At 73.6% G+C, this 25487-nt stretch carries 11 protein-coding genes and 1 tRNA gene; 6 read left to right on the forward strand and 6 right to left on the reverse strand.

Annotation, left to right across the window (positions count from 1 at the left end):
- Positions 1-17: 17 nt before the first annotated feature.
- Genes NQZ70_RS48490 through NQZ70_RS48505 form a run of 4 tightly spaced genes read right to left on the reverse strand, consistent with a single transcriptional unit; the run spans position 18 to position 14420 of the window.
- Positions 18-2390: a penicillin acylase family protein gene (locus NQZ70_RS48490; protein ID WP_129580291.1), complete on the reverse strand. Its 2373-nt coding sequence runs from the start codon at positions 2388-2390 to the stop codon at positions 18-20.
- Positions 2390-4216 carry a cyclic peptide export ABC transporter gene (locus NQZ70_RS48495; RefSeq protein WP_129580292.1) on the reverse strand — a complete coding sequence of 609 codons (1827 nt, stop codon included), beginning with the start codon at positions 4214-4216 and terminating at the stop codon, positions 2390-2392. The genes NQZ70_RS48490 and NQZ70_RS48495 overlap by 1 nt, the downstream gene beginning before the upstream one ends.
- Positions 4213-9063 carry a type I polyketide synthase gene (locus tag NQZ70_RS48500; RefSeq protein ID WP_272827172.1) on the reverse strand — a complete coding sequence of 1617 codons (4851 nt, stop codon included), beginning with the start codon at positions 9061-9063 and terminating at the stop codon, positions 4213-4215. Before NQZ70_RS48500 ends, NQZ70_RS48495 begins: the two co-directional genes overlap by 4 nt.
- Positions 9060-14420 carry a non-ribosomal peptide synthetase gene (locus tag NQZ70_RS48505; protein WP_129580293.1) on the reverse strand — a complete coding sequence of 1787 codons (5361 nt, stop codon included), beginning with the start codon at positions 14418-14420 and terminating at the stop codon, positions 9060-9062. Before NQZ70_RS48505 ends, NQZ70_RS48500 begins: the two co-directional genes overlap by 4 nt.
- Before the next feature lie 377 nt (positions 14421-14797).
- Between NQZ70_RS48505 and mxcH the strand changes: the two genes are divergently transcribed.
- From mxcH to NQZ70_RS48535, 6 genes are all read left to right on the forward strand, one after another.
- A complete protein-coding gene (gene mxcH, locus NQZ70_RS48510; RefSeq protein ID WP_129580294.1) occupies positions 14798-17563 on the forward strand; it encodes a TonB-dependent siderophore myxochelin receptor MxcH in 2766 nt (921 codons plus the stop codon).
- 19 nt (positions 17564-17582) lie between these two features.
- Positions 17583-18839: a hypothetical protein gene (locus NQZ70_RS48515; RefSeq protein WP_129580295.1), complete on the forward strand. Its 1257-nt coding sequence runs from the start codon at positions 17583-17585 to the stop codon at positions 18837-18839.
- 50 nt (positions 18840-18889) lie between these two features.
- Positions 18890-20497 (forward strand): PepSY domain-containing protein, encoded by a 1608-nt coding sequence (locus NQZ70_RS48520; RefSeq protein ID WP_129580296.1) that lies wholly within the window; start codon positions 18890-18892, stop codon positions 20495-20497.
- Positions 20498-20514: 17 nt separating this feature from the next.
- Positions 20515-20862 (forward strand): hypothetical protein, encoded by a 348-nt coding sequence (locus NQZ70_RS48525; RefSeq protein ID WP_129580297.1) that lies wholly within the window; start codon positions 20515-20517, stop codon positions 20860-20862.
- A complete protein-coding gene (locus tag NQZ70_RS48530) occupies positions 20855-21133 on the forward strand; it encodes a hypothetical protein (protein WP_129580298.1) in 279 nt (92 codons plus the stop codon). The genes NQZ70_RS48525 and NQZ70_RS48530 overlap by 8 nt, the downstream gene beginning before the upstream one ends.
- Before the next feature lie 399 nt (positions 21134-21532).
- A tRNA-Ser gene (locus NQZ70_RS48535) sits at positions 21533-21619 on the forward strand.
- Between the two features lie 169 nt (positions 21620-21788).
- On the opposite strand, the gene NQZ70_RS48540 is transcribed toward NQZ70_RS48535, so the two are convergent.
- Both NQZ70_RS48540 and aspS read right to left on the reverse strand, forming a co-directional pair.
- On the reverse strand, positions 21789-23171 hold the full coding sequence (locus NQZ70_RS48540) for a DUF4388 domain-containing protein (protein WP_129580299.1): 1383 nt from the start codon (positions 23169-23171) through the stop codon (positions 21789-21791).
- Positions 23172-23361: 190 nt separating this feature from the next.
- On the reverse strand, positions 23362-25308 hold the full coding sequence (aspS, locus tag NQZ70_RS48545; RefSeq protein WP_129580300.1) for an aspartate--tRNA ligase: 1947 nt from the start codon (positions 25306-25308) through the stop codon (positions 23362-23364).
- Positions 25309-25487: the final 179 nt, after the last annotated feature.

Raw genomic sequence — 25487 nt, forward strand, 5'->3', positions numbered from 1 at the left:
AGATGTGGTGTTCGATGTCATCGGCGCTCGGGAACGAGCGTGAGCGTGTGCGCGGCCGGGCCTGACAGGAGCGGCAGCGGGCGCCCGTCGACCCAGGCGCGCTGCTGATCGCGGTAGTGGGGCGACAGCGGATCTCCCGACTGACCGGCCGGCATGTGCAGGATGCCGTCGGGCTCGTGGCCCGGCGCGACGACGAGCCGCTCGCTGGCGCCGAGCGTGCGGGTCGCGAGGCGCACGCAGAAGCCGCAGCCCGGGAGCGGCTCGTCGGGCATGTTGAGGCGCGCGGCGAGCTCCGGTGTCCGGCCGAGCGGGTGCGCGATCCGCACCCGGCTCACCGCGCCCCAGGGGATCTGGTCGAGGGGTCGCCCGCCGTGCTCCTCGTGGACCGCGGTCACGGCCTTCTCCAGCGCCGCGAGGACGAAGGCGTCCCAGCCGCCCTCCGGCGCCGGCACGAGGTCGGGCGACCGCTCGCCGAGCGCGCGCTGGAGCGGCGTGTCGATGTCCGGCAGCGCGAGCGAGAGGGTCGGCTCCGCGGCGCGGCCCGCGCCGAGCCACGCGGCGAACACCGCGTCGGCGAGGGCGCGCCGGAACCGCATCAAGAGCGGCAGTCCGACGCCGGGCACGTCCGCCCGGCCGTCCCACGCCGCGACCGCGCGCCGCGCCTCGGCGAGCGCCGGCCGGCGGGACAGCGCCGCGTCGTCGAGCGCGCGCAGCGCGAGGTCGCGGTAGACGTCGAAGAACCTCGCCTCGGTGTCGAGCTGCAGCGCGAACAGGTCCGCCTCGGTGACCGGGCGCGCCTCGCGCAGGCGCTCGGTGATGCGGTAGGCGCGGTAGCCGTTCGCGTAGTCGCGGCCGAGCGCCGGCGCGCCCTCGCCGAGCGGCATGCGGTGGTTGGCGTTGACGACGAACCCCGACGGCGGATCGACCACGCGCGGCAGCGCGGCGGGGGGCACGTAGCCGTCCCAGCCCGCGCGCCCGTCCGCCCACGAGACGCTGACCGAGCCGTCGAAGCCGCGGCGCCGCGGCACGCGCCCGGTGACGGTCCACGCGACGCGGCCGCGCCGGTCGGCCAGGAGGACGTTGCACCCGGGCCCGCCGGCGGCGTTCATCACCGCGGCCGCCTCCTCGATGCTGCGGGCGTGATCCATCTCGAGGAGCCCGAGGTCGACCCCCTCGGGATCGAGCGCCGTCCAGCGGACCGCGACCGCTGCTCCGAGGAGCGGCCGCGGCGCGATTCGCCCCCAGATCGTGCCGCGGACCGTGACGGCGACGTCGGGCTCGCCGCGCACCTTGATCGTCTCCTGCGCGACGTCGAACCGCCTCCACCCGGCGGGCGTCCGGTACTCGTCGGGGCGCTCGGGGTGGGTCTCGATCTGGACGAGATCCATCGCGTCGCCGTCGAGGTTGGTCATCCCCCAGGCGACATGGCCGTTGGTCCCCGCGATGACCATGGGCACGCCGGGCAGCACGACGCCCGCGATCTCGCGGTCGCCGTAGCGGAGCTCCGCTCGATAAAAGATGTTGGGTACGCCGAGCTCGAGGTGCATGTCGTTCGCGAGGATGGCGCGACCGTCCCGCGTCCTTTGCCCGGCCACCGCCCAGCCGTTCGAGCCGACCGGCGCCTCGCCGGCGTCGTCGCTGAGCACCGCCGCGGCCCACGCGCGCTCCCGGCTCTCTGCCACGAGCGCCCGCAGCTCCTCGCCCGGCAGCGGCGGCGTCGCGGGCGCGTGGGCGCCGAGCAGCGCCTTCGTGTAAGGGTCCGTGTCCTCGAACAGGAAGGACGTCACGCGCTCCGGGAGGGTGCGCGTCAGGACCGTGCGCGTCCGCTCCGCGTCCTCGGTGACGCTGAGGGCGTTGAACATCCCCAGCACGACGAGGACGCTGTCCTCGGGGCGCCACGGCTCGGGCCGATAGCCCAGCTGCCGGAACTCGACAGGCAGCGTCTCCGCGCTCCGGAGATAGGCGTTGACGCCCTCGGCGTACGCGTCGAGCGCGGCGCGCTGGGGCTCGGGCAGGCGCGCCAGGATCGCCCGCGCGGCCTGCGGGAAGCCGTAGAGCCGCTGCCGGGTGTCGGCCTCCAGCAGATCGCGCCCGAGGACCTCGGCGAGGCGTCCTCCGCTGCTCCGGCGGAGCAGATCCAGCTGGAACAGCCGGTCGCGCGCCGTGGCGACGCCGAGGGCCCGCAGGGCGTCCAGCCGCGAGGCGGCGCGGATCGCGGGGATCCCGAGGCCGTCGACCGCGATCGTCGCCGCGCCCTCGAGGCCGGACACGGTCGTCGCGCTGCCGGCGCTCGGCGCCGGGGCGCGGACATCGGCCTGGTTTCCCTCCGCGCAGCCGGCGATCGCCAGCGAGAGGAGCGCCGAGAGGTGGAGTGAGCAGACGTTGCGCATCAGAGCTCCTGCTTTGCGGCCGTGAGGGCCTCGTGGCCGCGGGCGCCGGGCTCCAGCGCGGCCTGTTGCGGATCGACGTGCAGGCGGAGGGCCTCCGCGGACCTGACCCGGCCTGGCTCGTCGACGCGGGCGCTCACGGCGCGCTCCTCCCGCGTCGCTCGCGGCGCTGCGCCGGGCGCGGCGGGGGCCGCGGGCAGCTCGGTCAGGCGGCCGAAGTCGAGCCGGAGGCAGCGATCCGCGAGCGCGAAGTACTGGTCGTCATGCGTGATGACGAGGGCGGTCTTGCCCCTCGCGCGGAGCTCCGGCAGAAGCTCCGTGTAAAAGACCCTTCGAAACTGCGGGTCCTGGTCGGACGCCCACTCGTCGAAGACGTAAAACGGCCGGTCCTCCAGGTAGGCGGTCAGCAGGGCGAGGCGCTTGCGTTGACCCTGCGAGAGGCCGCTCACGCGCAGCGCGCCCTCCTCGACGCGCACCCGGTGATCGAGCTGCAGCCGCTCGAGGTAGCGCCGGGCGCGCTCGTCGAGGCCGGGATCGTCCAGGCCGAGCAGGTGCTCGAAGAGATGGTAATCCGCGAAGACGACCGAGAAGAGCTGCCGATACCGCTCGCGGTTCGCGTCGTCGACCGGCGCGTCGTCGAGCCGGATCTCGCCGGACTCCGGCGCGTAGAGGCCGAGGAGCAGGAGGGACAGCGTCGTCTTGCCGCTGCCGTTCCCGCCCACGAGGAACACGAGCTCGCCGGGCCGGAAGGCCAGATCGATGGGCCCGAGCTGGAAGCTGCCGTCTTCCTTCTCCCGGTGATACCGGTGCGTGACGCCGGAGAGCTCGATGCGCTCGAACGCGCGCGGGCCCTCCGCGCGGCCTTCGCTCGTGGGCGCGTCGAGCGCCGGCGTCGGTCCCTGCTCCGGCGTCAGCGCGAGCCCGAGCGCGCTCGCCTTCGAGAGCGCGACGCTGGCGCGCCCGACGGCCGGCAGGAACTCGACCGTCTGCGCGAAGGGCGTCATCAGGAAGAGCATCGCCAGCACCACGCCGGACACCGCCGGCGGCGCGAGGCCTGCCCAGGCCGGGAGCGCGAACAGCGCGAGCCCGAGGACGGCGTAGAAGAGCAGCGCGCCCCAGCCCATCGCGACCGCGTACTCGGTCGTGCCCGCCACGAACTCGCGCTGGTACGTCGCGACGCTGCCGCCGAGGACGTCGGACAGGAACGACCGCCCGCGCCGGCCGTGCATCTTGAGCTCCTTGATCCCGCCGGTCAGCCCGCGGAAGTGCTGGAACAGGGCGTCGCTCGTCTCGCGGGCGCGCGTGAAGGCGCCGATCGCGCGCCGCGCGTGCCACCGGAAGAGCGCGGCGCCGACCCCCATCGCGCCCAGCACGATGGCCAGCGCCGACCACGAGATCTGTCCGATGTACGCCAGGCAGCCGAGGACGGTGGCCACGTTGACGCAGAGGAGGGGCAGGACGACGTAGGCCTGCGTGATGACGGCCGGATCGTCGTTGAGCGCCGCCAGCAGCCGGTGGGCGCCGAGCTGCTCGACATGGCGCAGCGGCGCGTCGAGGATGCGCCGGCTGAGCTGCATGCGCAGCTCCGCGATCATGGCCTGTCCGAGGCGGGTCAGGAGCACCTGGGACACGGTCCTGCTCAGCACGCCGACGGCGGCGAGCCCCGCGAAGCCCCACGCGAGCTGCGCCGCGGGGCGGCCGTCGCCCGAGAGCGCCTCCTGGACGAGGGAGATGACGCCGGCGCCGGCGAGCCCGCTGATCGCGCCGGCGGCGACGGCGATCAGGAGGGGCCGGCGGGCGCGGCGCACGAGGAAGCCGAGCGCGCTCATCGCCGCTTCTCCTTCGGGTCTGCCGGCTCCTTCGAGGCGTCCGGCTCGCCGCTCGGGCGCGCCGGCGCCTGCGGGCCTCCTGCGGCGGGGAGCCGCCGCGCGGTCCGGGGCAGGGCGACCAGCGCCGGCTCGGGGCTCGCGGGCGCCTGGCCTCGCGCGGCCTGGATGCGCTGCGCGACGGCGGCCACGGTCGGCCGCTCGAAGAAGTCGCGGAGCGACAGCTCCACCTGGAACGTCTCGCGGACGCGGTTGAGGATCTGCAAGGCGAGGAGCGACTCGCCGCCGAGCTCGAAGAAGTCCTTCTTGGGATCGATGGGATCCAGGCCGAACGCGCGCGCCCAGATCGCCGTCACCTGCGCCGTCACCGCCTCGGGCGAGAGGCGCTCGGCGGCGCCGACGGCGGTCGCCCCGGCGCGCCGGGGCGGCTCGTCGCGGCCGGCAGCCGCGGCGGCGTCGCCGGCGGCGGCGGCGTTGCCGGCGGCTGCGGCGTTGCCGGCGCCGAGCCGCCGGGCCAAGGCGGCGCCCTCGTCGTCGCTGGGCAGGCCCTGGAGCGGGCGCGCCGAGACGATCACCTGCGGCAGCGCCGTCTGGCCGAGGACGCGGTGGAACGCCTGCTGGCCTTCCTCCGGGCTCATCCCGTCGAGGATCACGTCGTCGAGCCCCAGGGCGAGGAGGCGCGCCTCGGCGCGGGCCGCCATGCCGACGTTGCGCCAGCGATCGAGGTTGACGGAGACCGTGTACGGTCCTGGGCGGCGCGCGCAGGCTTGCGCGAACGCGTCGAGGAACGCGTTTGCGGCCGCGTACCCCGCCCGCGCGAGGCCGCCGCTCAGCGCGGTGACCGAGGAGCAGAGCAGGACGAAGTCGGGCCGGAAGGAGCGGGCGATCTCGTCGATCGCCATCGCGCCGAGCGCCTTGGGGGCGAGCTCCGCGTGGAGCGCATCCGCCGAGAGCCGCTCGATGAGCCCGCCGCCTGCGACCCCGGCCGCGTGGATCACGCCGTGCAGGGCGCCGAACCGAGCCAGCGCCTCGCGCGCGGCGGCGCGCATCTGCGCCGCGTCGGTGACGTCGGCGCGCACCGTCACGACCTCGGCGCCGGCCTGCTCGAGCGCCGTGAGCCGCAGGCGCTGCTCGTCGGTGGGCGCCGAGCGACCGGTGAGGATCAGCCGCGCGCGCACGGTGCGCGCGAGGTAGTCGGAGAGCCACAGCCCGACGCCGCCCAGCCCGCCGGTGATGAGGTAGACGCCGCGCTCGCGCAGCAGGGCGGGAGCGCCCTGCGCCGGCTTCAGCGGGATCGGCTCGACGGCGGGCACCCAGCGATGGGGGCCGCGGTAGGCGACGACGGGGGCGCCGGCGTCGGAGCGCGCTTCTGCGAGGATCCGCTCGGCGAGCGGATCGACCTCTGCGGCGTCCGGGCTGGCGGCCTCGAGGTCGATCACGCGGCAGCGGAGGAGCGGGTACTCGAGCGGGATGCTCCGGCAGATGCCGAGCAGCGTGGCGTGCTCCGGGCGCAGGGCTTCTCGACCGGTCAGGTCGTGCAGGCCGCAGGCGAGCGCGATCAGGTGGGCGCCTGCCGGCAGCGTGCTCAGCGTGCGCGCCAGCCAGAGCAGGCTCATCGAGCCTCGGCGCTGCGCATCCTGGAACGCGCCGGGGCCGAGGTGCGCCTGGCGCGCGCCGTCGAGGCTGAAGGCGTGGATGATCCGCGCGGGCGGCCCGGCGTCCGCGCCGAGCTCCCGGGCCAGCGCGGCGTAGTCTTCGGGCTGATCCGGGCGAAGCGTGAAGACGCGCTCCGCCGGGCGCGCGAAGCGCTCGCCGCTCCTGACGTGGGTGACCCGCCGGCCGGCGCGCTCGAGGCGTTCCACGATCCGGGGGGCGATCTCCGCCTCGTCCGCGAAGACGACCCAGTGTGCCCCGTCGTCCCCGGGCGGGAGCGGCTCCAGCGGGGCGCGCTTCCACGAGGGGACGTAGAAAAATCCACCCAGGCTAGATGCTGGGGTAGACGTCGAGCCGACCGAGGTTGAGCCGACCGAGGTGGACCCGACCGGGGTTGAGGTGGACCCGACCGGGGTTGAGGTGGACCCGACCGGGGTTGAGGTGGACCCGACCGGGGTTGAGGTGGACCCGACCGAGGTTGAGGTGGACCCGACCGAGGTTGAGGTCGCCCCGGTCGCCTCCGGGCGCTCCAGCCAGTACCGCTTCCGCTCGAACGGGGTTGCCGGCAGCGCGACGCGCCGCCGGCGCCGTCCCGCTTGCAGGCCTGCCCAGTCCACCGGAGCGCCGGCCACCCAGAGCTGCCCGACCGCGTCGAGCAGCGCCGCGCCCCCCGCGCCCCCCGCGCCCCCCGCGCCCGCCTCGCGGACCGCGGGCAGCGACGCCAGCGCGAGCGACTCCGCCGCGACCTGCCGGCACAGCGCCGTGAGCGTCTGCCCCGGCCCAACCTCTAGAAAGATCCGCTCCGGCTGCTCCCGCAGCGCCGTCACGCCGCCGGCGAAGCGCACCGTGCTCCGCAGGTGCCGGACCCAGTAACCCGGATCCTGCGCCTCGGCCTCGGTGATCCAGGTCCCGGTGACGTTCGAGACCCACGGGATCCGCGGCGCGCGCAGCGTGACCCTGCCCACCGCCTCTCGGAACCCATCGAGCGCGCCCTCCATCAGGTGGGAGTGGAAGGCGCGCGACACCCGCAGGCGGCGCGCCTCCACCCCGCGGCCCGCTGCCTCGCGCTCGACCTGCTGGATCGCCGCCGTCCGCCCCGACAGCACGCACTGCCGCGGCCCATTCACCGCGGCCAGCGCGACCTCCTCGCCGAGCCACCCCGCCACCTCCGCCTCGGACGCCGACACCGCGAGCATCGCGCCCTCCGGCGTCGCCTCCATCAGCCGCCCCCGCGCCGCGACCAGCGCGAGGGCGTCGTCGAGCGACAGGCATCCGGCCACGCACGCGGCCACGACCTCGCCCACGCTGTGCCCGAGCATCGCGTCGGGGGTCAGGCCCCAGGCCATCCACAGCCGGGCGAGCGCGTACTCGACGACGAACAGGGCCGGCTGCGTCATCGACGTGCGGTCGAGGCGCCGCGCGGCGTCCTCGAGCTCCGCGTGCGCCGGGAACAGCAGCGCCCGGATGTCCAGGCCCAGGTGGCGCTCGAGCCGCGACGCGCAGGCGTCGACCTCGGCCCGGAACACGGGCTCGGTCTCGTAGAGATCGCGCCCCATGTTGGGCCGGTGGGCGCCCTGCCCCGGGAACAGGAACGCGACCGGCCGCGGCCCGGCCACGGGCCCGCCCGTGCGCAGCGCCCCGCCGCGATCGCGCAGCGAGAGCGCCGCCTCCTCCCGCGAGCGGCACACCACCGCGCGCCGGTGCGCGAACGCCCGGCGGCCGAGCTGCTGCGTGTGCGCCACGTCGCCGAGCGCGAGCTCCGCGTGCGCCTCGAGGTGCTCCGCCAGCGCGTCGGTCAGCCGCTCGAGCGACGCGCTCGACCGGGCCGAGAGCACGAGGAGCTCGCACGGCCGCGGCGGGTCCGTCTCCGGCGGGGGCGGCGCCTGCTCGAGGACCACGTGCGCGTTGGTCCCGCCGAGCCCGAAGGCGCTCACGCCGGCGCGGCGCGGCGCCCCCTCGGGCGTCCACGCCGCGAGCTCGGCGGCCACGTAGAACGGGCTGTTCTCGAGATCGAGCGCGGGGTTGGCAGCGCGGAAGTGCAGGCTCGGCGGGATGCGCCCGTGCGCCACGGCGAGCGCCGCCTTGATCAGCCCGGCGACGCCCGCGGCCGCGTCCAGGTGCCCGACGTTTGTCTTCGCCGATCCGATCGCGCAGAAGCCCTTCCGGTCGGTCGTCGCCCGGAAGGCCCGGGTCAGCGCGGCGATCTCGATCGGATCGCCGAGCGGCGTCCCGGTGCCGTGCGCCTCCACGTAGTCGATGGAGCCCGCGTCGACGCCCGCGGCCGCGTGGGCGGCGCGGATCACGCGGGCCTGGCCCTCGATGCGCGGCGCGGTGTAGCCCACCTTGGCCCGGCCGTCGTTGTTGACGGCGGAGCCCTTGATCACCGCGATGATCGCGTCCCGATCGGCGATCGCGTCGTCGAGCCGCTTGAGGAGGACCACGCCCACGCCGCTGCCGCCGACGGTGCCGCGGGCCCCCGCGTCGAAGGCGCGGCAGTGGCCGTCGGGCGACGCGATCGCGCCTTCCTGGTAGAGGTACCCGACCTTTTGCGGGACGCCGATCGAGGCGCCCCCGGCCAGCGCGAGGTCGCACTCGCCGGTGAGCAGCCCCTGGCAGGCCAGGTGCACGGCGACGAGCGACGTGGAGCAGGCCGTCTGCACCGCGATGCTCGGCCCCTCCAGGTTGAGCTTGTACGACACGCGGGTCGTGAGGAAGTCCTTGTCGAGCGCGAGGAGCGCCGCGACGTCGGCCGCCGACTGCAGCCGCGGCCCGCCCGGGAAGAGGTGCGTCAGGTACCCGCTCAGGCTCGATCCGGCATAGACGCCGACCGGCCCGCCCGCGCGCTCCGGGTCGATCCCGGCGTTCTCGAACGCCTCCCACGCGCACTCCAGGAACAGCCGGTGCTGCGGGTCGAGCGCGGCCGCCTCGCGCGGCGTGAACCCGAAGAGCTCGGCGTCGAACAGGTCGATGTCGTCGAGCACCGCGCGCGCCCGCACGTAGTCGGGCCGCGCGATCAGCGCCGGATCCACGCCCGCGGCGAGGAGCTCCTCGTCGGTGAGGATCGCGACCGACTCGACGCCTGCGCAGAGGTTTTGCCAGAACGTCGCCACGTCGCGCGCGCCGGGGAACCGCCCGGCCATGCCGACGATCGCGAGCTCCAGGCCCGCGCGGGGCTCGCTGCTGCTCGGTGTCGTCATTTCTTTGTCTCCAGCGCGCCGCGCCCGCCGCGCCGCCGCGCGAAGAGCTCCCCGCGCCGCTCTTGCGCGGCGCTCGTCCGCTCCCCGCTCCGCTCTCCCTCCTGGGGCGCTGGCTCGCTCGTTTCCCGGCTCAAGGCCGCTGCGAGCGACGCGATGGTGGGGTGTTGAAACAGGACCAGCATCGGCAGCGCGCGATCCACCTCCTCGCGCAGGCGGCTGTGGACCTTGGCCAGCAAGAGCGAGTGTCCGCCCAGATCGAAGAAGTTGTCGTGAATGCCCACCTGCGGAATCGAGAGGACGTCTCTCCAGATCGCCGCGATGGCGCGCTCGAGGTCGGTCCGTGGCGGCGTCGTGGCCCTGGTCGGCGCATCCACTTGCTCGGGCGCGGGCAGCGCGCGGCGGTCGACCTTGCCGTTGGGCGACAGCGGCAGCCGCGGGAGCGCGAGGATCGGCGCGGGCACCATGTAGGCCGGGAGCGCGTCGGCGAGCCAGGCGCGCAGCGCTTCCGGCTGCGGCGTGGCGCCGTCTCGCCCGGTGACGTAGGCGACGAGCCGCTTTCCGCCGTGCGCCTCGTCGCGGGCGACGACGACGGCCTCGCCCACGCTGGGGTGCAGGAGCAGCCGCGCCTCGATCTCGCCGAGCTCGACGCGCAGGCCGCGGAGCTTCACTTGATGATCGAGCCGTCCCAGGAACTCGATGGCTCCGTCGGGGCGATACCGGGCCAGATCGCCTGTCCGGTACAGCCGCCCTCCGGGCGTGGCGCCGAACGGATCGGGCACGAACCGCTCTGCGGTGAGCGCGGGTCTCTTGTGATATCCGCGCGCGAGCCCGACGCCGCCGATGTGGAGCTCCCCGGCCACGCCCACTGGGACCGGATGGCCGTGGCGATCCAGGAGGTAGATCTGGGTGTTGGCGATGGGGGTACCGATGGGCACCGAGGCGGACGTGTCGTGTGGCTGGCAGGCCCATGCGGTGACATCGATGGACGCCTCGGTGGGCCCATACAGATTGTGCAGCTCGGCGTCCGGCAGCCGCTCGAAGCATCGCCGCGCGAGCTCGGCCGGCAGCGCCTCGCCGCTGCAGAGCACGCGGCGCAGCGACGCGCACGACGAGGCGCCGGGGGTCTCCAGGAAGGCCTGGAGCATCGGAGGGACGAAGTGGACGGTGGTGACGCCGTGGCGGGCGATGAGCTCGATGAGCCGCTCGCCGTCGCGGTGGTCGCCTGGACGGGCGACGACGAGGCCCGCGCCGGTGATGAGCGGCCAGAAGAACTCCCAGACCGAGACATCGAAGCTGAAGGGGGTCTTTTGCAACACCCGGTCTTCGGCGGTCAGCGCGTAGCGCTCCTGCATCCACAGCAGCCGGTTCAAGAGGCCGCGGTGGGTGTTGCCCGCGCCCTTGGGCCGGCCGGTCGAGCCCGAGGTGTAGATGGTGTAAGCGAGGTTGTCCGGCGAGACGGCGACCGCGGGAGTGGCCGTCGATTCGCCGTCGAGCTCTGCGCGATCGGCGTCGAGGCACAGCAGCCGTGCGCGGTGGGGCGGCAGGCGCGAGGCGACCGGCCACTGGGTGAGGAGCACGGGAGCGGCGGCGTCGTCGAGCATGAAGGCGATGCGCTCGGCGGGGTAATCGGGGTCGATGGGGACGTAGGCGGCGCCGGCCTTGAGGACGCCGAGCAGGGCGACGACCAGCTCGACCGAGCGCTCTGCCGCGATGGCGACGAGCCCATCGGGCCCGACGCCGCGCCGGCGCAGGGCGTGGGCGACCTGGTTGGCGCGCGCGTCGAGCTCTCGATAGCTGAGGCGGCGGTCCTCGAAGATCACGGCCGTCGCGTCCGGCGTCCGCTCGGCCTGCGCCTCGAACAGCTCGTCCACGCGCAGGTCTCCCGGATAGCCGCGCTCCGTCGCGTTCCAGCCGGCGAGGACCTGCCTCCGTTCGCCCGCGTCCATCATCGGCAGATCGGACAGCCGGGCCTCCGGCGCGGCGACGAACCCCTCGAGGATCGCGACGAGGTGCCGCGCCATGCGCGCCACGGTGGCCCGGTCGAACAGATCGGTGTTGTATTCCCAGGCGCCGCGCGCTCCCTGGCCGTCCAGGGTCAGGTTGAACGCCAGATCGAACTGCGCTGTCCCGGTGTCCACCCGCTGCACCTCGATCGACAGGCCGGGGATCTCCGGCGCCCGCTCGGGCGCCGGATCCATGGCGAGCATCACGTTGAACAGGGGGGAGTGGCTGAGGCTCCGCTCGAGGGACAGCGCCTCCAGCACCCGCTCGAACGGCGCCTCCTGGTGCGCCTGCCCCTCCGTGACCGCCGCCCGGACGCGGGCGATCAGCTCCGCGACGCGCGGATCGCCCGCGAGGTCGACGCGCAGCGCCAGCGTGTTGAGGAAGCAGCCGATGGCGCCCTCCAGGGCCGCCCGCGGCCGCGCGGCGACCGGCGTGCCGATGCAGACGTCGCTCTGGCCCGTGTACCGGTGCAGCAGCGCGAACAGCCCCGCTGCCACCGTCGTGAACAGCGTCGCGCCCGCCCCCCGCCCGAGCGCGGTGAGCCGCGCCACGAGCTCCGGCGGCAGCGCGAGCTCCTCGCGCGCGCCCGCGTAGCTCTGCACCGAGGGCCGCGGTCGATCCGTGGGGAGCGAGAGGGGCGGCACAGGCCCCCTCAGCCGCTCGCGAAAGTACGCGAGCTCCCGTTCGCGCGCCGTCGCCTGCTCGGTCCGGCGCTGCCACAGCGCGTGATCCGCCGGCTGGATCGGCAGCGGCGCCAGCTCCGGAGCGCGCCCCGCCGAGAGCGCGCCGTAGATCAGCGCGAGCTCCCGCAAGAGCACGTTCATCGACCAGCCGTCCGCGATGAGGTGGTGGCAGGTGACCGCCAGCACGTGCTCTCGCTCGCCCTTGCGGAGGAGCGTCCAGCGCACGGGCGGCGCCTCGGCGAGATCGAACGCGCGCCGCGCCTCCTCCCGGAGGCGCGCTTGCAGCGCCGGCTCCCGGTCCTCCTCGGCGAGCGCGCCGAGGTCCTCGATCGGCAGCGCGACCTTCGCGGGCGGCGCGATCCTCTGGACGGGCTGCCCGGACGCCGACGGAAAGCTCGTGCGCAGCGCCTCGTGGCGGGCCGCGAGCGCGGTCACCGCCTGCTCCAGGGCGCCCGTATCGAGCGCTCCGGAGAGCCGCAGGGCCGCCGCGATGTGATAGACGGGCGCCCCGGCGGCCAGCTGCTCCAGGAACCACAGGCGCTCTTGCACGAGGGACAGCGGCGGTCGCTCCGGCCGCTCCTCCGGCGCGAGCGGCGCGGCGCCGCCGGCCGGTCCGCCCGCGGGCGCGCTGCCCTGCCGGCCCTCGATCCAGGCCGCCAGCGCCGCGACCGTCGTCGTCGCGAAGAGCTGCGCCGGCCCCACCTCGACGCCGAGCGCCTCGCTCACCCGGCCGCTCACCTGCATGGCCCGCAGCGAGTCGCCGCCCAGGCTCAGGAACTCCTCGTCCCGGCCGATCCGCGCGCGCCCCAGCACCTCCGCCCAGATCCGGGCCAGCGCGCCCTCCAGCGCCGTCCGCGGCGGCTCCTCGCGATCAGCGCCCGCGCCCGCGCCGGCCGGCGGCTCGAGCGCCGATCGCCAGACCGCGTCCAGCGAGCCGTCCAGGAACCGCGCGCGGCACGCCCTCCGCTGCACCTTGCCGCTCGTGGTCCGCGGCAGGCTCCCCGGCTTGATCAGCGCCACCGCGTGGATCGCGACCTCGTGCCGATCGGCCACGGCGCGCTGGATCGCCGCGCCGAGCTCCGCCGGATCCGCCGACGCGGCGGCGCCCCTTCCGAGCTCCTGAACCAGGACGACGCGCTCCTCGCCGTCCACGTCCACCGAGAACGCCGCGCCCCCGCCGGCGCGGAGGCACGGGTGGCTCTCCTCCGCGGTGAGCTCGAGATCTTGCGGGTAGACGTTGCGCCCGCGGACGATGATCAGGTCCTTGAGCCGGCCGGTCACGTAGAGCTCGCCGCGCGACAGGAACCCGAGATCGCCGGTCCGGAGGAACGGCCCTCCGCCCGTGGCCAGCCGGGCCTCGAACGTCGCCGCCGTGTCCTCCGGCCGCTCCCAGTAGCCCTGGGCCACGCTCGCGCCGGCCACCCAGATCTCGCCGACGCGCTCGTCCTCGCAGGGCCTCCGCGTCTCGGGATCGACGATCCGCACCTCATCGCCGTCCGGCGATCGCCCGCAGCCTACGATGGCGACGGCGGCCTCTGGATCGCGCGGATCGAACGCCGCGCGCCCTTGCTCCAGCGCTGCGCGGTCGACCGCGCGCACGACCGGCGGCGCGTCCGCCGCGCCGCCGCTGACGAGCAGCGTCGCCTCGGCGAGCCCGTAGCAGGGGTAGAACGCCGCGCGCCGGAACCCCGCCGGCGCGAACGCCTCGGCGAAGCGATCGAGCGTCGCCGCGCGCACCGGCTCGGCCCCGTTGAACGCCACCTTCCACGAGGCGAGATCGAGCCCCTCGCGCTGCTCCGGGGGGATCTTGCCGACGCACAGCTCGTAGGCGAAGTTCGGTCCGCCGCTGGTCGTGGCCCGGTAGCGCGAGATCGCGTCCAGCCAGCGCCGCGGCCGCATCAGGAAGTGGTCGGGCGAGAGCTGGATGCACGGCACGCCCACGTGGAGCGGCTGCAGGATGTTGCCGATGAGCCCCATGTCGTGGTGCGGCGGCAGCCACCCGACGATCACGCTCTCCTCGGTGTGCGCGAACGCGCGCTGGATCATGCGCTCGTTGCGCAGCAGGTTCCCGTGCGTGAGCACGACGCCCTTCGGCGTCCCGGTCGACCCCGAGGTGTACTGGAGGAACGCCACGGTCTCGGCGGTCACGCGCGGCGGCCGCCACGCGTCTCCCTGGCCGTCCCTGGCCGCGTCGACGGCCACGCAGCGCAGCTGGCTCAGCTCGGCGAGGCTCGGATCCTCGCGGAGGAGCGCCGCGGCGCCCAGGAACGCCTCGGTGGTGAGCGCGACGCTCGGGCGGCAGTCGCGCACGATGGCCAGCACGCGGAGCAGCCCTCGCTTCCGCTGCGGCAGCGGCACCGGCACCGCGACGAGCCCCGCGTAGAGGCAGGCGAAGAACGCCGCGATGAAGTCGAGCCCCGGCGGCACCAGGAGCAGCGCGCGCTCGCCCGCCCGCGCGCCGGGCTGGAGCTCCGCGGCGAGCGCGCGCGCCCGCCGGTCCAGCTCGCCGTACGTCGTCGAGCGAGCGTCCGTCTCCCCGTCGAGCAGGAAGGTATAGGCGTGCGCGGACGGGCGCTGCTCCGCGCGACGCCGGAGCAGCGCGACGAGCGTCGCGGGCTCGGCCGCGTCGCGATCGCTGATCGCACGCGTCTGTGATCGGTTCGACTCCATCGCCACCTCAGCTCCGGTCGAAAAAGACAGCCCGACGACAAAGCGCTCCCGCTCACCAGGCCCGGGCTCTGAGCCTGACGACGCAACGCGCTATGGGCGCGAGGCGCCCCAGGGCGCCGTCAGCGCCCGCAGCGTGCGCTTGTTGGCACTCAATTGAAAATGAAAATGATGATCAAGATCAGCGAAGCGGTTGTATGGAACACCGATCCAAGGCGCGTCAAGAGAAAAATGGTGTCCTGAACGCCGGTTCCGTTCTGTGAAGATGAAATTGATTTTGGTTTTCAGCTCGAGTAGCGACGTCGTCTGGACATGGCCGTCTGCTCGGTTTCCCCTTCCGTTCCTGCGCCGACGCGCGCTCCAGGCCGAGGGGGGGTGCGGTGACGCGGCGTTCTCGCTCGCTCCGGGTCCTGCTTGCGGGCGCGTTGACCTTGCTGTTGCCGGTCGTGCCTGCGCCGGCGCGCGCTCAGGGCGACGGCGAGCCCGAGGGCCGAGGGCGCGCGGACGGCGATGGCGGAGCGGGCGCGCCTGCGGCCGGCGCGGTGAGGGGAGAGCGCTCGCCGCAGGGCGCCGGGGAGGCGCGGATCGAGCCGCCGCAACTCGTCGAGGGCGCCGAGGCCGAGGTTCCGCCGGAGGCGCTGGCGGCGCGACGCGAGGGCAAGGTCGTGCTGAAGCTCCGGATCGACGCGGCGGGGCGTGTGACCGAGGCCGAGGTCGTGGAGCCGATGGGCCCCGGCTTCGACGAGGCGGCCCGCGCTGCGGCGTTCCGGTTCCTCTTCACGCCGGCGCGCCGGGACGGCACGCCGGTCGCGTCACGGATCCTCTACGCGTACGAGTTCCGCCCGCCGGCGGAGCCTCCGGCCGAGCCGCCCCCGACCGGGGTTGCGGCCGGGCCCCCGACCGGGGTTGCGGCCGCGCGCCCGACCGAGGTTGCGGCCGGGCCCCCGACCGGGGTTGCGGCCGCGCGCCCGACCGGGGTTGCGGCCGGGCCCCCGACCGGGGTTGCGGCCGCGCGCTCCGCCGAGATCACGCCTGGGCCGACCCGGGGGCCCGGCCCTGCGACCGGCGCTGCCCCGGCGGCCGACGCCGCGCCCGCCGCCGCGCCCGTCGAGGTGACCGTGCGCGGCGCCGCCATGGCCGAGCGCCTCCGGCAGTCCGCGCAGGCGATCAAGGTCATCGAGACCGAGCAGGCGAAGCGGAGGACCGCCGACATGGGCGAGGTCCTCGCCCGCACCGAGGGCGTGGGCGTGCGGCGCGGCGGCGGGCTCGGGTCCTCGGCGCGCTTCTCGCTCAACGGCCTCTCGAACGACCAGATCCGCTTCTTTCTCGACGGCGTGCCGCTCGATTTCGCCGGGTTCCCGTTCGGCATCGCGAACGTGCCCGTCAACCTGGTCGACCGCGTCGAGATCTACCGCGGCGTGGTCCCGGTGCGCCTCGGCGCCGACGCGCTGGGCGGCGCCGTCAACCTGGTCACCGACCAGGACGTGCGCGGCACCCACGGCGCCGCGTCCTACGAGATCGGGTCCTTCGACACCCATCGACTCGCCGCCACGGCGCGGCACCTGCACGAGCCGAGCGGCTTCCTCGCCCGCGTCAACGGCTTCCTCGACTACGCGCGGAACGATTATCGCGTGACCGTCGACGTGCCGGACGACGACCTCGTCGAGCACCCCGAACGTGTCTACCGCTTTCACGACGCCTATCGCGCGGCGGGCGGCGGCGTCGAGCTCGGCTTCGTGAACCGGCCCTGGGCGCGGCGGCTGCTCCTGCGCGTCTTTCTAACGGCGTACGACAAGGAGCATCAGCACAAGCTCGGCGTCATGAAGGTGCCTTACGGCGAGGTCACGAGCGGCGAGACCACGGCGGGCGTGACGCTCCGGTACGAGCAGCCGCTCGGCCGCGGCGTCGCCCTCGAGGCGATCGGCGGCTACGCGTACGGCCGCGCCACCTTCCTCGACGTCAGCGAGTGCACCTACGACTGGTATGGCCACTGCAATCCCGGCGGCAAGCCGGGTGAGGACGACACAAAGCCGCGGGATCAGGTGTTCTGGGAGCACAGCGGCTATGGACGGCTGAACCTCCGCTTTAGGCCCCACCCCGAGCACGCGCTGCAGCTCTCCGTCTCTCCGATGTTCGTCACGCGCACGGGAGACGAGCGCAGGCAGGCGAACCCCGAGGGCCGCGACCCGCTCACGGCCGACCGCGAGCTCGTCAACTGGGTCCACGGCGCCGAGCACCAGCTCAACCTGCTCGACGACCGCGTGGAGAACGTCCTCTTCGTGAAGCAGTATGTGCAGCTCCTGCGCTCGGAGGAGAGCCTCCAGGGGCTCGCCGATCGCTTCCGCCGGCGGGATCGCGACAGCCATCGCCTCGGCGTCGGCGACGGCCTGCGCTATCGATTCAGCGAGTGGCTCTATGCCAAGGCGTCTTACGAGTGGGCGAGGCGGCTCCCGCGCCCCGACGAGGTGTTCGGCGACGGGGCGCTGATCCGCGCCAAGCTCGATCTCTCGCCCGAGACGAGCCACAACGGCAACCTCGGTGTCACGATCGACGCCCCCGGCGCCGCCGCGGGCGCGTGGCGGCTCGAGGCGAACGGCTACCTCCGCGCGGCCGAGGACCTCATCGTGCTGCTCGGCGACGGGAAGATCTCCCAGTACGACAACGTCTTTTCGGCGCGGGCGCTGGGGGTCGAGGCCTCGGCTCGCTGGACGTCGCCTGGCGAGCACGTCGTCCTCGACGGCAACGTCACCTACGAGGACTTCCGCAACACGTCCGAGGAAGGGACCTTCGGCCGCTATGCGGGGCAGCGGATGCCGAACCGGCCCTGGCTCTTCGCCAACGGGTCGGCGCGCGTGCAGCTCCGCGAGGTCGCCGCGCCGCGCGACGAGCTCGCGCTCACGTGGGACACGCGTTACGTGCACGGGTACTTCCTCGGCTGGGAGCGCAACGGGCGGCGCGACGACAAGGCGCGCGTCCCCTCGCAGCTCCTGCACTCGCTCGCGCTCACCTACATTGCGCGCCTCGCGCCGCGCACCCTGAGCTTCACCGTCGAAGCCCACAACCTCACCGACGAGCCCGCCTTCGATTTCTACGGTGTCCAGCGGCCCGGACGGGCCTTCTTTTCCAAGGCAATGCTGGAGATGTGATGGAGAGTCAGAAGAACCCATGAGAACGATCTGGAACAGCACGCTGGCATCGAGGCGCGCGAGCACCGCGCTCGGCGCGCTCGGGCTCCTGGTCATGGCGCTCGGGAGCGGCGGCTGCGCGGACGACGCGCCGAACCCGGGCGGGAGCGGCGGCGGCGGCGCGGGCCGGCCGGCGTTCGTGGTGGGGACACGCGTCTGGGACGACACCGCGACGACGGCTTATTTCCACGCGGTCCCGTCGCTCGATCGAGGCACGGAGGTCGACCTGTCCGAGGCGCTCGAGGTCCCGGGCTCGGCCAAGCTCTACGGGTTCGAGGACCTCGGCTGGCTCGCCATCGGCGGCGGCGACGCGCCGACGATCTCGCGCTACACGCTCGACGAGCGAGGCGCGCTCGAGGAGGGGACGAGCGTCAACCTGCAGCCCCTCGGCGTGCAGGATCTCTGGCCCACCCTGTACTTCGTCTCTCCGACGAAGGCGTACTACCCGGATCGCCACAACGAGCAGCTCATCGTCTTGAACCCCGCGGCGATGAAGGTCGAGGGGACCATCGAGCTGCCGGAGACCGCCCGTCAAGGCTACCTGGCGCTGTACAGCTACGGGTCGATCCTGCGCGGCGACAGCCTCCTCTTCTCGGTCGGGTGGTTCGACTGGGAGCAGAACGACACGATCCTCGAGGAGACGGGGCTCGTCGTGATCGACACCACGACGGACACCCTCGTGCGGGTCGACGTCGACGAGCGCTGCGGCGGGATCACGCAGCCCGTCGAGACGGCCTCGGGCGACGCCTACTTCGTGAGCTCGGCGCTCGCGGGGGCGGCCCACCGGCTCGATCGGCTGCCGACCGAGCCGTGCGCGCTGCGCGTGCAAAAGGGCGCGGACGCCTTCGACAAGGACTACCTCATGGCCCTGGGCGAGCTGACCGACGGCGCGATCGCGGGCGAGCCCATCCCGGGCGGCGGCGACAGCGTCTTCCTCCGGGTGTTCGACGAGGGCGCCGCCACGATCGAAGCCGACAGCGTGACCTGGGATCTCACGAGCCAGAAAGTGTGGCAGTGGTGGCGCTGGGACACCGCGACGGGCGAAGCGGCGCGCATCGACGAGCTGAGCCCGATGACCTCGGACGTCCTCTGGTTCCAGGTCGATGGCCGGGTCTTCGGGACCGAGACGGCGGACGACTACGCCGAGAGCACGCTCATCGAGCTCACGGCCGAGGGGGGCCCGAAGCGCGCCATGACGGTGCCGGGGTTCCTGCACGGCGTATCGAAGGTACGGTAATCGAAGGCACGGTAAAGGACGCGCGCTCACGCGAGACAGGAGATCCCGACATGGCCAAGAAGCTCTCCCGCCATGCCTTCACGACCTTCTGGGACGTGCACGCCTGGGCCGGCGTGGTCGGTGGGCTCCTGCTTTACGTGATGTTCCTGTCGGGGGGGATCACGCTCTTCCGGCGGCAGCTCGCGGTGTGGGAGGAGCCCCTGACCCAGCAGCGCTCGGTCATCGAGCAGGGGGGGCTCCAGGCCACGCTCGATCAGGGGCTCGCCGCCGCGGGCACGACGCCCGAGGAGCTCTGGCTGGAGCTGCCGGCCGACGGGCTGGGCGCCGCGCGGCTCGGCTATTACGCGCAGGGCGAGCGGTTCTCATCGTGGGTCCACGAGGGGCTCGTGCCCGAGCGCGAGGGGCTCTCCAGCTTTCTCTACGACCTGCACTACCTCTGGCACCGGGCGACCGGCGTGTGGCTGTACTACGTCGCCGGTCTCCTGTGCGTCGCGCTGCTGCTCGCGCTCGCGACCGGCGTGCTCATCCATCTGAAGGACCTCGTCCGGCAGTTCCATCGGTTCCGGCCGGACGCGAAGCCCCGCGTCCTCTGGTCGGACATGCACAAGGTGCTCGGCGTGATGGGCCTGCCGTTCCAGGTCCTGTACGCGTACACCGGCGCGTTCATCGTGTTCCTGGGCGTGCTGGTGCCGGCGTTCACGGGCCCCGCGTTCGGCGGGGACGCCGGCCGGGCGGACCGGGCGGCCTGGGGCGCCTCGTACGTCGACGAGCCCGCGAGAGGGGCGCCCGCGCGCGGCCTCACCCTGGACGAGCTCACGGCGCGCGCGCGCGCGATCGAGCCCCGGTTCGTGCCCGAGAAGTACCGTGTCCGGCATCTCGGCCTCGACAGCGGCACCGTCGATATCCGCGGCTCGGTCGAGGGGGTTCCGTTCGGGCGCGGCCTCGTGCGCCTGCGGGCGACGGACGGCGCGGTCGTCTCGGCCGACGTGCCGGGCGCGGAGGGCGCTCGCAGCGGCGCGCTTCGCTGGATCTACGGCCTCCACTTCGCCGATTTCGGCGGCGTCGCCCTCCGCGTCCTGTTCTTCGTGCTTGCCGTGGCGACGTGCGCCACGGTCCTCACCGGCAACTGGATCTGGCTCGCGCGGCGCGAGGCGCGGCGCGAGAGCCTGGGCAACCGCCTCCTCGCGCGGCTCACCGTCGGCTTCGGCGCGGGGACGCTCGTCGCGATCGCGGCGCTCTTCCTGGCGAGCCGCGCGCTCCCGCTCGACTGGGCGGGCCGCATGGCCGCCGAGGAGCTCACGTTCCTCGCGGCGCTCGGGCTCTGCGTCGCGTGGGCGCTCGCCGCGCGCGACGGCGCGAGCCTGTGGTGGCGGCAGATCGGGCTCGCGGGGCTCCTGCTGCTGCCCGTCCCCGCGCTCGCGGCGCGCTGGTCCGGCGCCGGGCTCTTCGGCGCGGGGCCGAGGCTCGGCGCGGTCGTCGCGATCGACGCCGCCCTCCTCGCGGCGGCGGCGGCGCTCTGCGCCTCGGCCTGGGCGCTCCGCCGCGCGGCCTCGAGGCGCGCGGCGCCGCCGCAGGCGGCGCAGGACGAGCCGCCGGCGTCGCTGGCCCACGGCGGGGCGGGGCTCATGGCCAGGGGCCAGACGGCCTCCCATGGTTGAGGTCGCGTCGGCTTCCCATGGTTGAGATCGCGTCGCTCCTCTCGGCGTACCTCGCCTTCGCCTTGCTCCACGCGGCGCGGCCGGAGCGCGTTCCGTTCGGCGTCGCGCCCTGGCTGCGCGGGAAGCGCGCGTGGCGCATTGCCGCCCGGTCGCTGGCCGCCGTGTCCTTCGCGCTGTCGGTGTGGCTGTGGCGCCGGATCGAGGCCGGCCCCGCGGCGTACCTCGTCCCCTTCGCCGCGCTCCTCTGCGCCGCGAGCCTGTTCGTCCTGCTCGCGCCCCTCTGGCCGCGCGCCGCGTGGGGCCTCGCGCTCGTGTGTCCTCCCGCGGTCGTCGCGCTGTCGCTCGCAGGAGCGTGCCATGGATAGCGGCCGGCTCGCCCGGCTCGGCGCGACCCTGCGCCCGCTGGCGGCGCTGATCGGCACGCTCCCGGTCGCCGTCCTGGCCAGCGCGTGCGTCGCGCGGTTTGCGCCGCTCTCCGGGGACACGCGGAGCGTCCTCGCCTTCGCGCTCGCGGCGCCGCTCTGGGTGGCGGCGATGTGCGTCACCTTCCTGGCCCGCAGCGCGGCCCGGGCGTGGGCGGTCTGCGCGGCGCTCAGCGCGGTGCTGTTCGCCCTGGCCTACGGCGTGCCGCAGTGACCCTCCACGAAGGCGCCGCCGCCCGGCCGCCTGCGCCGCCGGCCGGGGGGGACGGGTCCGGGTGGGGCGCGGTAAAAAGTTGATGAATATCGAATAGTTGCATCCTCATGGGGGCTCCCTCGCGCGGGCGCGATCGCCCTCGCCGCCCGAGCCGAGGTTCAGGGTAGAGCCGGCCCGCACGCTGCCCCTCGCTGACGTCCCCTGGAGGCCGTCGCCCGTCCCTTGCGCTTCCCCGCGCGATCTTTTTGTGCACGGCGGCAGCCTCTTTGGTATGTTGCCGCTCCCTCGACGGACCGCGCCGAGCGTCTGTCGAGTCAACGCTCTTTTTACTGTCGAAGCTTTGAGATCCGCACTGAGCCCTGCGCCGAGCATGGGCCGGGCGGATCCTCCTGGAGACCAGGAGAGGTGGCCGAGTGGCTGAAGGCACACGCTTGCTAAGCGTGCGATCGGGAAACTGATCCGCGGGTTCGAATCCCGCCCTCTCCGCTGCGATCGCGCTCAGCGCTACGCCCTTCGTGAGGCGGCCTGAGCGCCGCGTGTGGACAACGTAGCGACGTCGGACGTCGCCCGCATGCGCCGATGCCGCATGTGCGGCGTCCGGCGTGCTGCGCGTGCGTGTGCCTTTCCGCGCGCGCGCAGCACGCCGGCGCGCGCCTCAGGCGGCCCTGGTCCTCAGCACGCGCGACTGCAGGAACTGGTAGATCGTCTTGATCGCGTCGAACGAGCCGACCGCGCTCTCCTTGATCACCTCGTTCACCGTGCGCGAGCCGTTGACCGCGCCGAGCACGAGCTCCTCGATGCGCGTCAGCTTGCCCGAGCCCACGCCGTCGAGGGCGACCTGGTCCACGACCACCACCTGGTCGAAGTTGATCGTCCCCTCCATGAGCCGCCACTCGTCGACGCGCCGGAACCCCTCGAGCACCAGCGCGGACACGGCGAGGCCGAGGCGCGCCTGCTCGACCTCGGGGCGGAACGGCTCGCGCGTGAACGAGAAGCGCCCGTACGGCCAGCGCAGCACCTCGTAGATCAGCTCGCTCGACTGGCGCTCCAGCACGGCGATGAGATCGTCGTTCGTCGCGACGCCCGCCTCGACGAGCACCTGGCCGAGCAGCGTCTGCGGCGCCTTCGCGCGGAGCAGCGCCTCGAGCCGCTCCCGCGTCACGAGCCCGCGCTCGATGAAGTAGCGCCCGAGCTTGAACTCGTCCGACGAGTTGCGCGCCTGCACGAGATCGATGAGCCCCTGGCGGAGGGAGATCGTGACCGACGCGCGGTTCGTGGTCACCCGGAGCACGCCCGTCTGCCGCTGCATCTGGAGCAGCTGGAGGATCTCGGCGAGCGGGATCGCCGAGACGTCGCCGCTCATCACCTCCTTCGCGTCCGGGGGCGCGTCGAGATCGCGGAGCGTCAGGGTCAGCTTCGAGACCACCTCGCTCGTCATCACGCGGGCGACCGCCTGCATCACGGCCGCCTCGTTCGTCCGCGCCTCGGGCGACAGGCTCATGATCGCGGGCGTCATCACCGTCGCCAGCTGCTGCGCGAAGTCGACCCCGGCGCGCTGGCGCATGTGCCGCGCGACGAGGCTCGGCCGCACGCTCTCGGCGATCGTGTCCTCGTCGGGCATCTTCGCGCCCTCCGGCACGGGCCGCGCGCGCCCCTCGGCCGTCTTCGCGAGCGCGCCCTCGATCACCGCGACCAGCGCCCGCGCGTCGAACGGCTTCGTGATCGCGTCGACGGCGCCCGTCTGCTGGACGAACTGCCCCCGGATCTTGTCGCCCTTGGCGCTCATCAGGACGACGGGGACCGTGCGGTGCGACGGGTTCGACCGCAGCTCCCGGCAGAAGGCGTAGCCGTTCATCCTCGGCATCACGAAGTCGAGGAGGACGAGGTCGTACTTCGGCCCCTTCTTGATGAGCTCGATCCCGGCGAGCCCGTCGCGCGCCACCGTCGGATCGAACCCATTGCGAGCGAGGATGGCGCTGACGACCTTCAGGATGGTCGGGCTGTCATCCACAACGAGGACTCGCGCCGGGGAGGCCATGGCGAAGGATACAGGCCCTACCCTACCAGAAGTGCGCGGCCTGCAAACATAAAGGCCGAGGGGCGCGGCCGCGCGCGGCGAGGCAGGGCACAGCGCGCGCGGTGGCGGCGGCGCCCCACGGCGCTGGAGCGCTGGGGCGCCGCGGTCGAGCCGTCCGATCGCGATCGCGCGCGCGCCCCCCGGTCCGGCATCAGGCGCCGGCGCTGCCGGTGCCCGCCGCGCCCGGTCGGGCGTCTGCGGGCGCGACCGGCTTCACGTGCAGCTCGGCGAGCTGCGCGGCGTCGACGGCCACGGGCGCGCCGGTCATCTGGTCCGTGCCCTGGTTTGTCTTCGGGAACGGGATGACGTCGCGCAGCGTCGGCGCGCCGCTGAGCAGCATCGAGAGCCGATCCATGCCGAGCGCGATGCCGCCGTGCGGCGGCGCGCCGCTGCGGAGCGCGTCCAGGAGGAACCCGAACTTGTCGCGCGCGTCGCTCTCGTCGATGCCCAGCGTCTTGAAGACGCGCGCCTGCACCTCCGGATCGTGCAGCCGGATCGAGCCGCCGCCGATCTCGAACCCGTTCAGCACGAGATCGTAACGGTAGCACTCGACGCGCGCCGGATCGCTCTCGAGGAGCTGCACGTGCTCGTCGATCGGCCGCGTGAACGCGTGGTGCGCGGCGGCCCAGCGCCCCGTGTCCTCGTCGAACTCGAACAGGGGTGGGTTCGTCACCCAGAGGAACCGCCACTGGTCGCCATGCCCGTACTCCGGGATGAGCCCCATCTTCTTGGCGACGTCGACGCGGAGCTTCGCCATGACGGTGTGCACCACGGCCTCCTTGCCGAACTGGAAGCAGAGGATGTCGCCCGGCTTGGCGCCGAGCACCTCGTTCAGCTTCTGCCGGAGCTCCGGCGTGATCGACTTCGTGAGGGGCGACTGCGTCCAGGAGCCGTCCTCGGCGAGCTTGGCGCGCGCGAGCCCCCGGAAGCCCTTCACGTCGCGGAGCCCGCGCTCGAGGTCCTCGGTCTGCTGGCGCGACAGGTTGGCGCTCGCCGGGATCACGAGCCCCTTCACGATCTCGGCCGGCAGGTCGCGCCGCAGCTTGCCGGAGCGGTACTTCTCGGCGAGCTCGACCCAGAACGGCACCCCGCCGCCGCCGTGCTCGATGATGATGTCCGTGAGGTCGGTGTGCTCGATCCCGAAGCGGAGGTCGGGCTTGTCGTTGCCGAAGCGGCGCATCGACTCGGCGTACGGCATGCGCGGGAAGCGGCCGGTCGGGTAGAGCTCGGTGAGGTCCTTGCCGAGGGCGGCCTTGAACACCGCGAAGACGAGCCCCTCCATCAGCCCGAAGACGTCGTCCTGGTTCACGAACGACAGCTCGACGTCGATCTGGGTGAACTCCGGCTGCCGGTCGATGCGCAGGTCCTCGTCCCGGAAGCACTTCACGATCTGGAAGTACCGGTCGAAGCCCGCGACCATGAAGAGCTGCTTGTAGAGCTGCGGGCTCTCGGCGAGCGCGTAGAACTTGCCGGCCGAGATCCGCGACGGGACGAGGAAGTTGCGCGCGCCGCCCGGCGTGTACTTCACGAGGAACGGCGTCTCGAGCTCGATGCAGCCCTGGTCCGACAGGTAGTTCCGCGTCGTCCGGTTGATCTCGTGGCGCATCCGCAGCGTCCGCTGGAGCGGGGTCCGGCGCAGGTCGAGGTACCGGTGCTGGAGGCGGATCTCCTCCCGCGTCTCGATCTCGTCCGAGATCTCGAACGGCGGCGTCTCGGCCCTGTTGAAGATCGTCGCCTCGGCGACCCAGACCTCGATGGCGCCCGTGTCGATCTTGTCGTTGACGTTGCCTTCACGGCTCACCACGACGCCTCGGACGCCGACGACCCACTCGGACCGGGCCCGCTCGGCGGCGGCGTGGGCGTCGAGGAGGTCCTTCTCCTCCGCCTTCACGCCGTATTTCGTGATCGCCCCGAGGTAGCTGCGATCGAAGACGATCTGCGTCACGCCGGTGCGGTCGCGGAGGTCGATGAAGATGCAGCCGCCGTGATCGCGGCGCCGCGCGACCCAGCCGAACAGCACGACCTCCTTGCCGATGTCCGCCTCGCGCAGATCGCCGCAGCGGTGCGTCCTCTTGAGCTCATCGATGAAACGGGACACGAGCCGACCTCCGAATTTCCGTGGGAGGGGCGACTCTAGCCCAGGTCGCCGCTCACCGCCTCTCCGGATGATCGCGCCCCGCGCACCGCCGCCGAGGCGGCGGATCGGGCCCGCGCGCCGCCGCCGGGGCGCGCCCGGGCCACGCGCCGGAACTTGGCCCGCCCGCGGCCGATCTGGCA

This window comes from Sorangium sp. So ce836 (assembly GCF_028553905.1).
Classification (GTDB): domain Bacteria; phylum Myxococcota_A; class Polyangia; order Polyangiales; family Polyangiaceae; genus Sorangium; species Sorangium cellulosum_D.

Coding starts and splice junctions, on each gene's coding strand:
- NQZ70_RS48540 (WP_129580299.1), bottom strand. CDS start 23,171: ATGGCCTCCCCGGCGCGAGTCCTCGTTGTGGATGACAGCCCGACCATC.
- NQZ70_RS48515 (WP_129580295.1), top strand. CDS start 17,583: ATGAGAACGATCTGGAACAGCACGCTGGCATCGAGGCGCGCGAGCACC.
- NQZ70_RS48520 (WP_129580296.1), top strand. CDS start 18,890: ATGGCCAAGAAGCTCTCCCGCCATGCCTTCACGACCTTCTGGGACGTG.
- NQZ70_RS48495 (WP_129580292.1), bottom strand. CDS start 4,216: ATGAGCGCGCTCGGCTTCCTCGTGCGCCGCGCCCGCCGGCCCCTCCTG.
- NQZ70_RS48490 (WP_129580291.1), bottom strand. CDS start 2,390: ATGCGCAACGTCTGCTCACTCCACCTCTCGGCGCTCCTCTCGCTGGCG.
- NQZ70_RS48500 (WP_272827172.1), bottom strand. CDS start 9,063: ATGACGACACCGAGCAGCAGCGAGCCCCGCGCGGGCCTGGAGCTCGCG.
- NQZ70_RS48505 (WP_129580293.1), bottom strand. CDS start 14,420: ATGGAGTCGAACCGATCACAGACGCGTGCGATCAGCGATCGCGACGCG.
- NQZ70_RS48530 (WP_129580298.1), top strand. CDS start 20,855: ATGGATAGCGGCCGGCTCGCCCGGCTCGGCGCGACCCTGCGCCCGCTG.
- NQZ70_RS48525 (WP_129580297.1), top strand. CDS start 20,515: ATGGTTGAGATCGCGTCGCTCCTCTCGGCGTACCTCGCCTTCGCCTTG.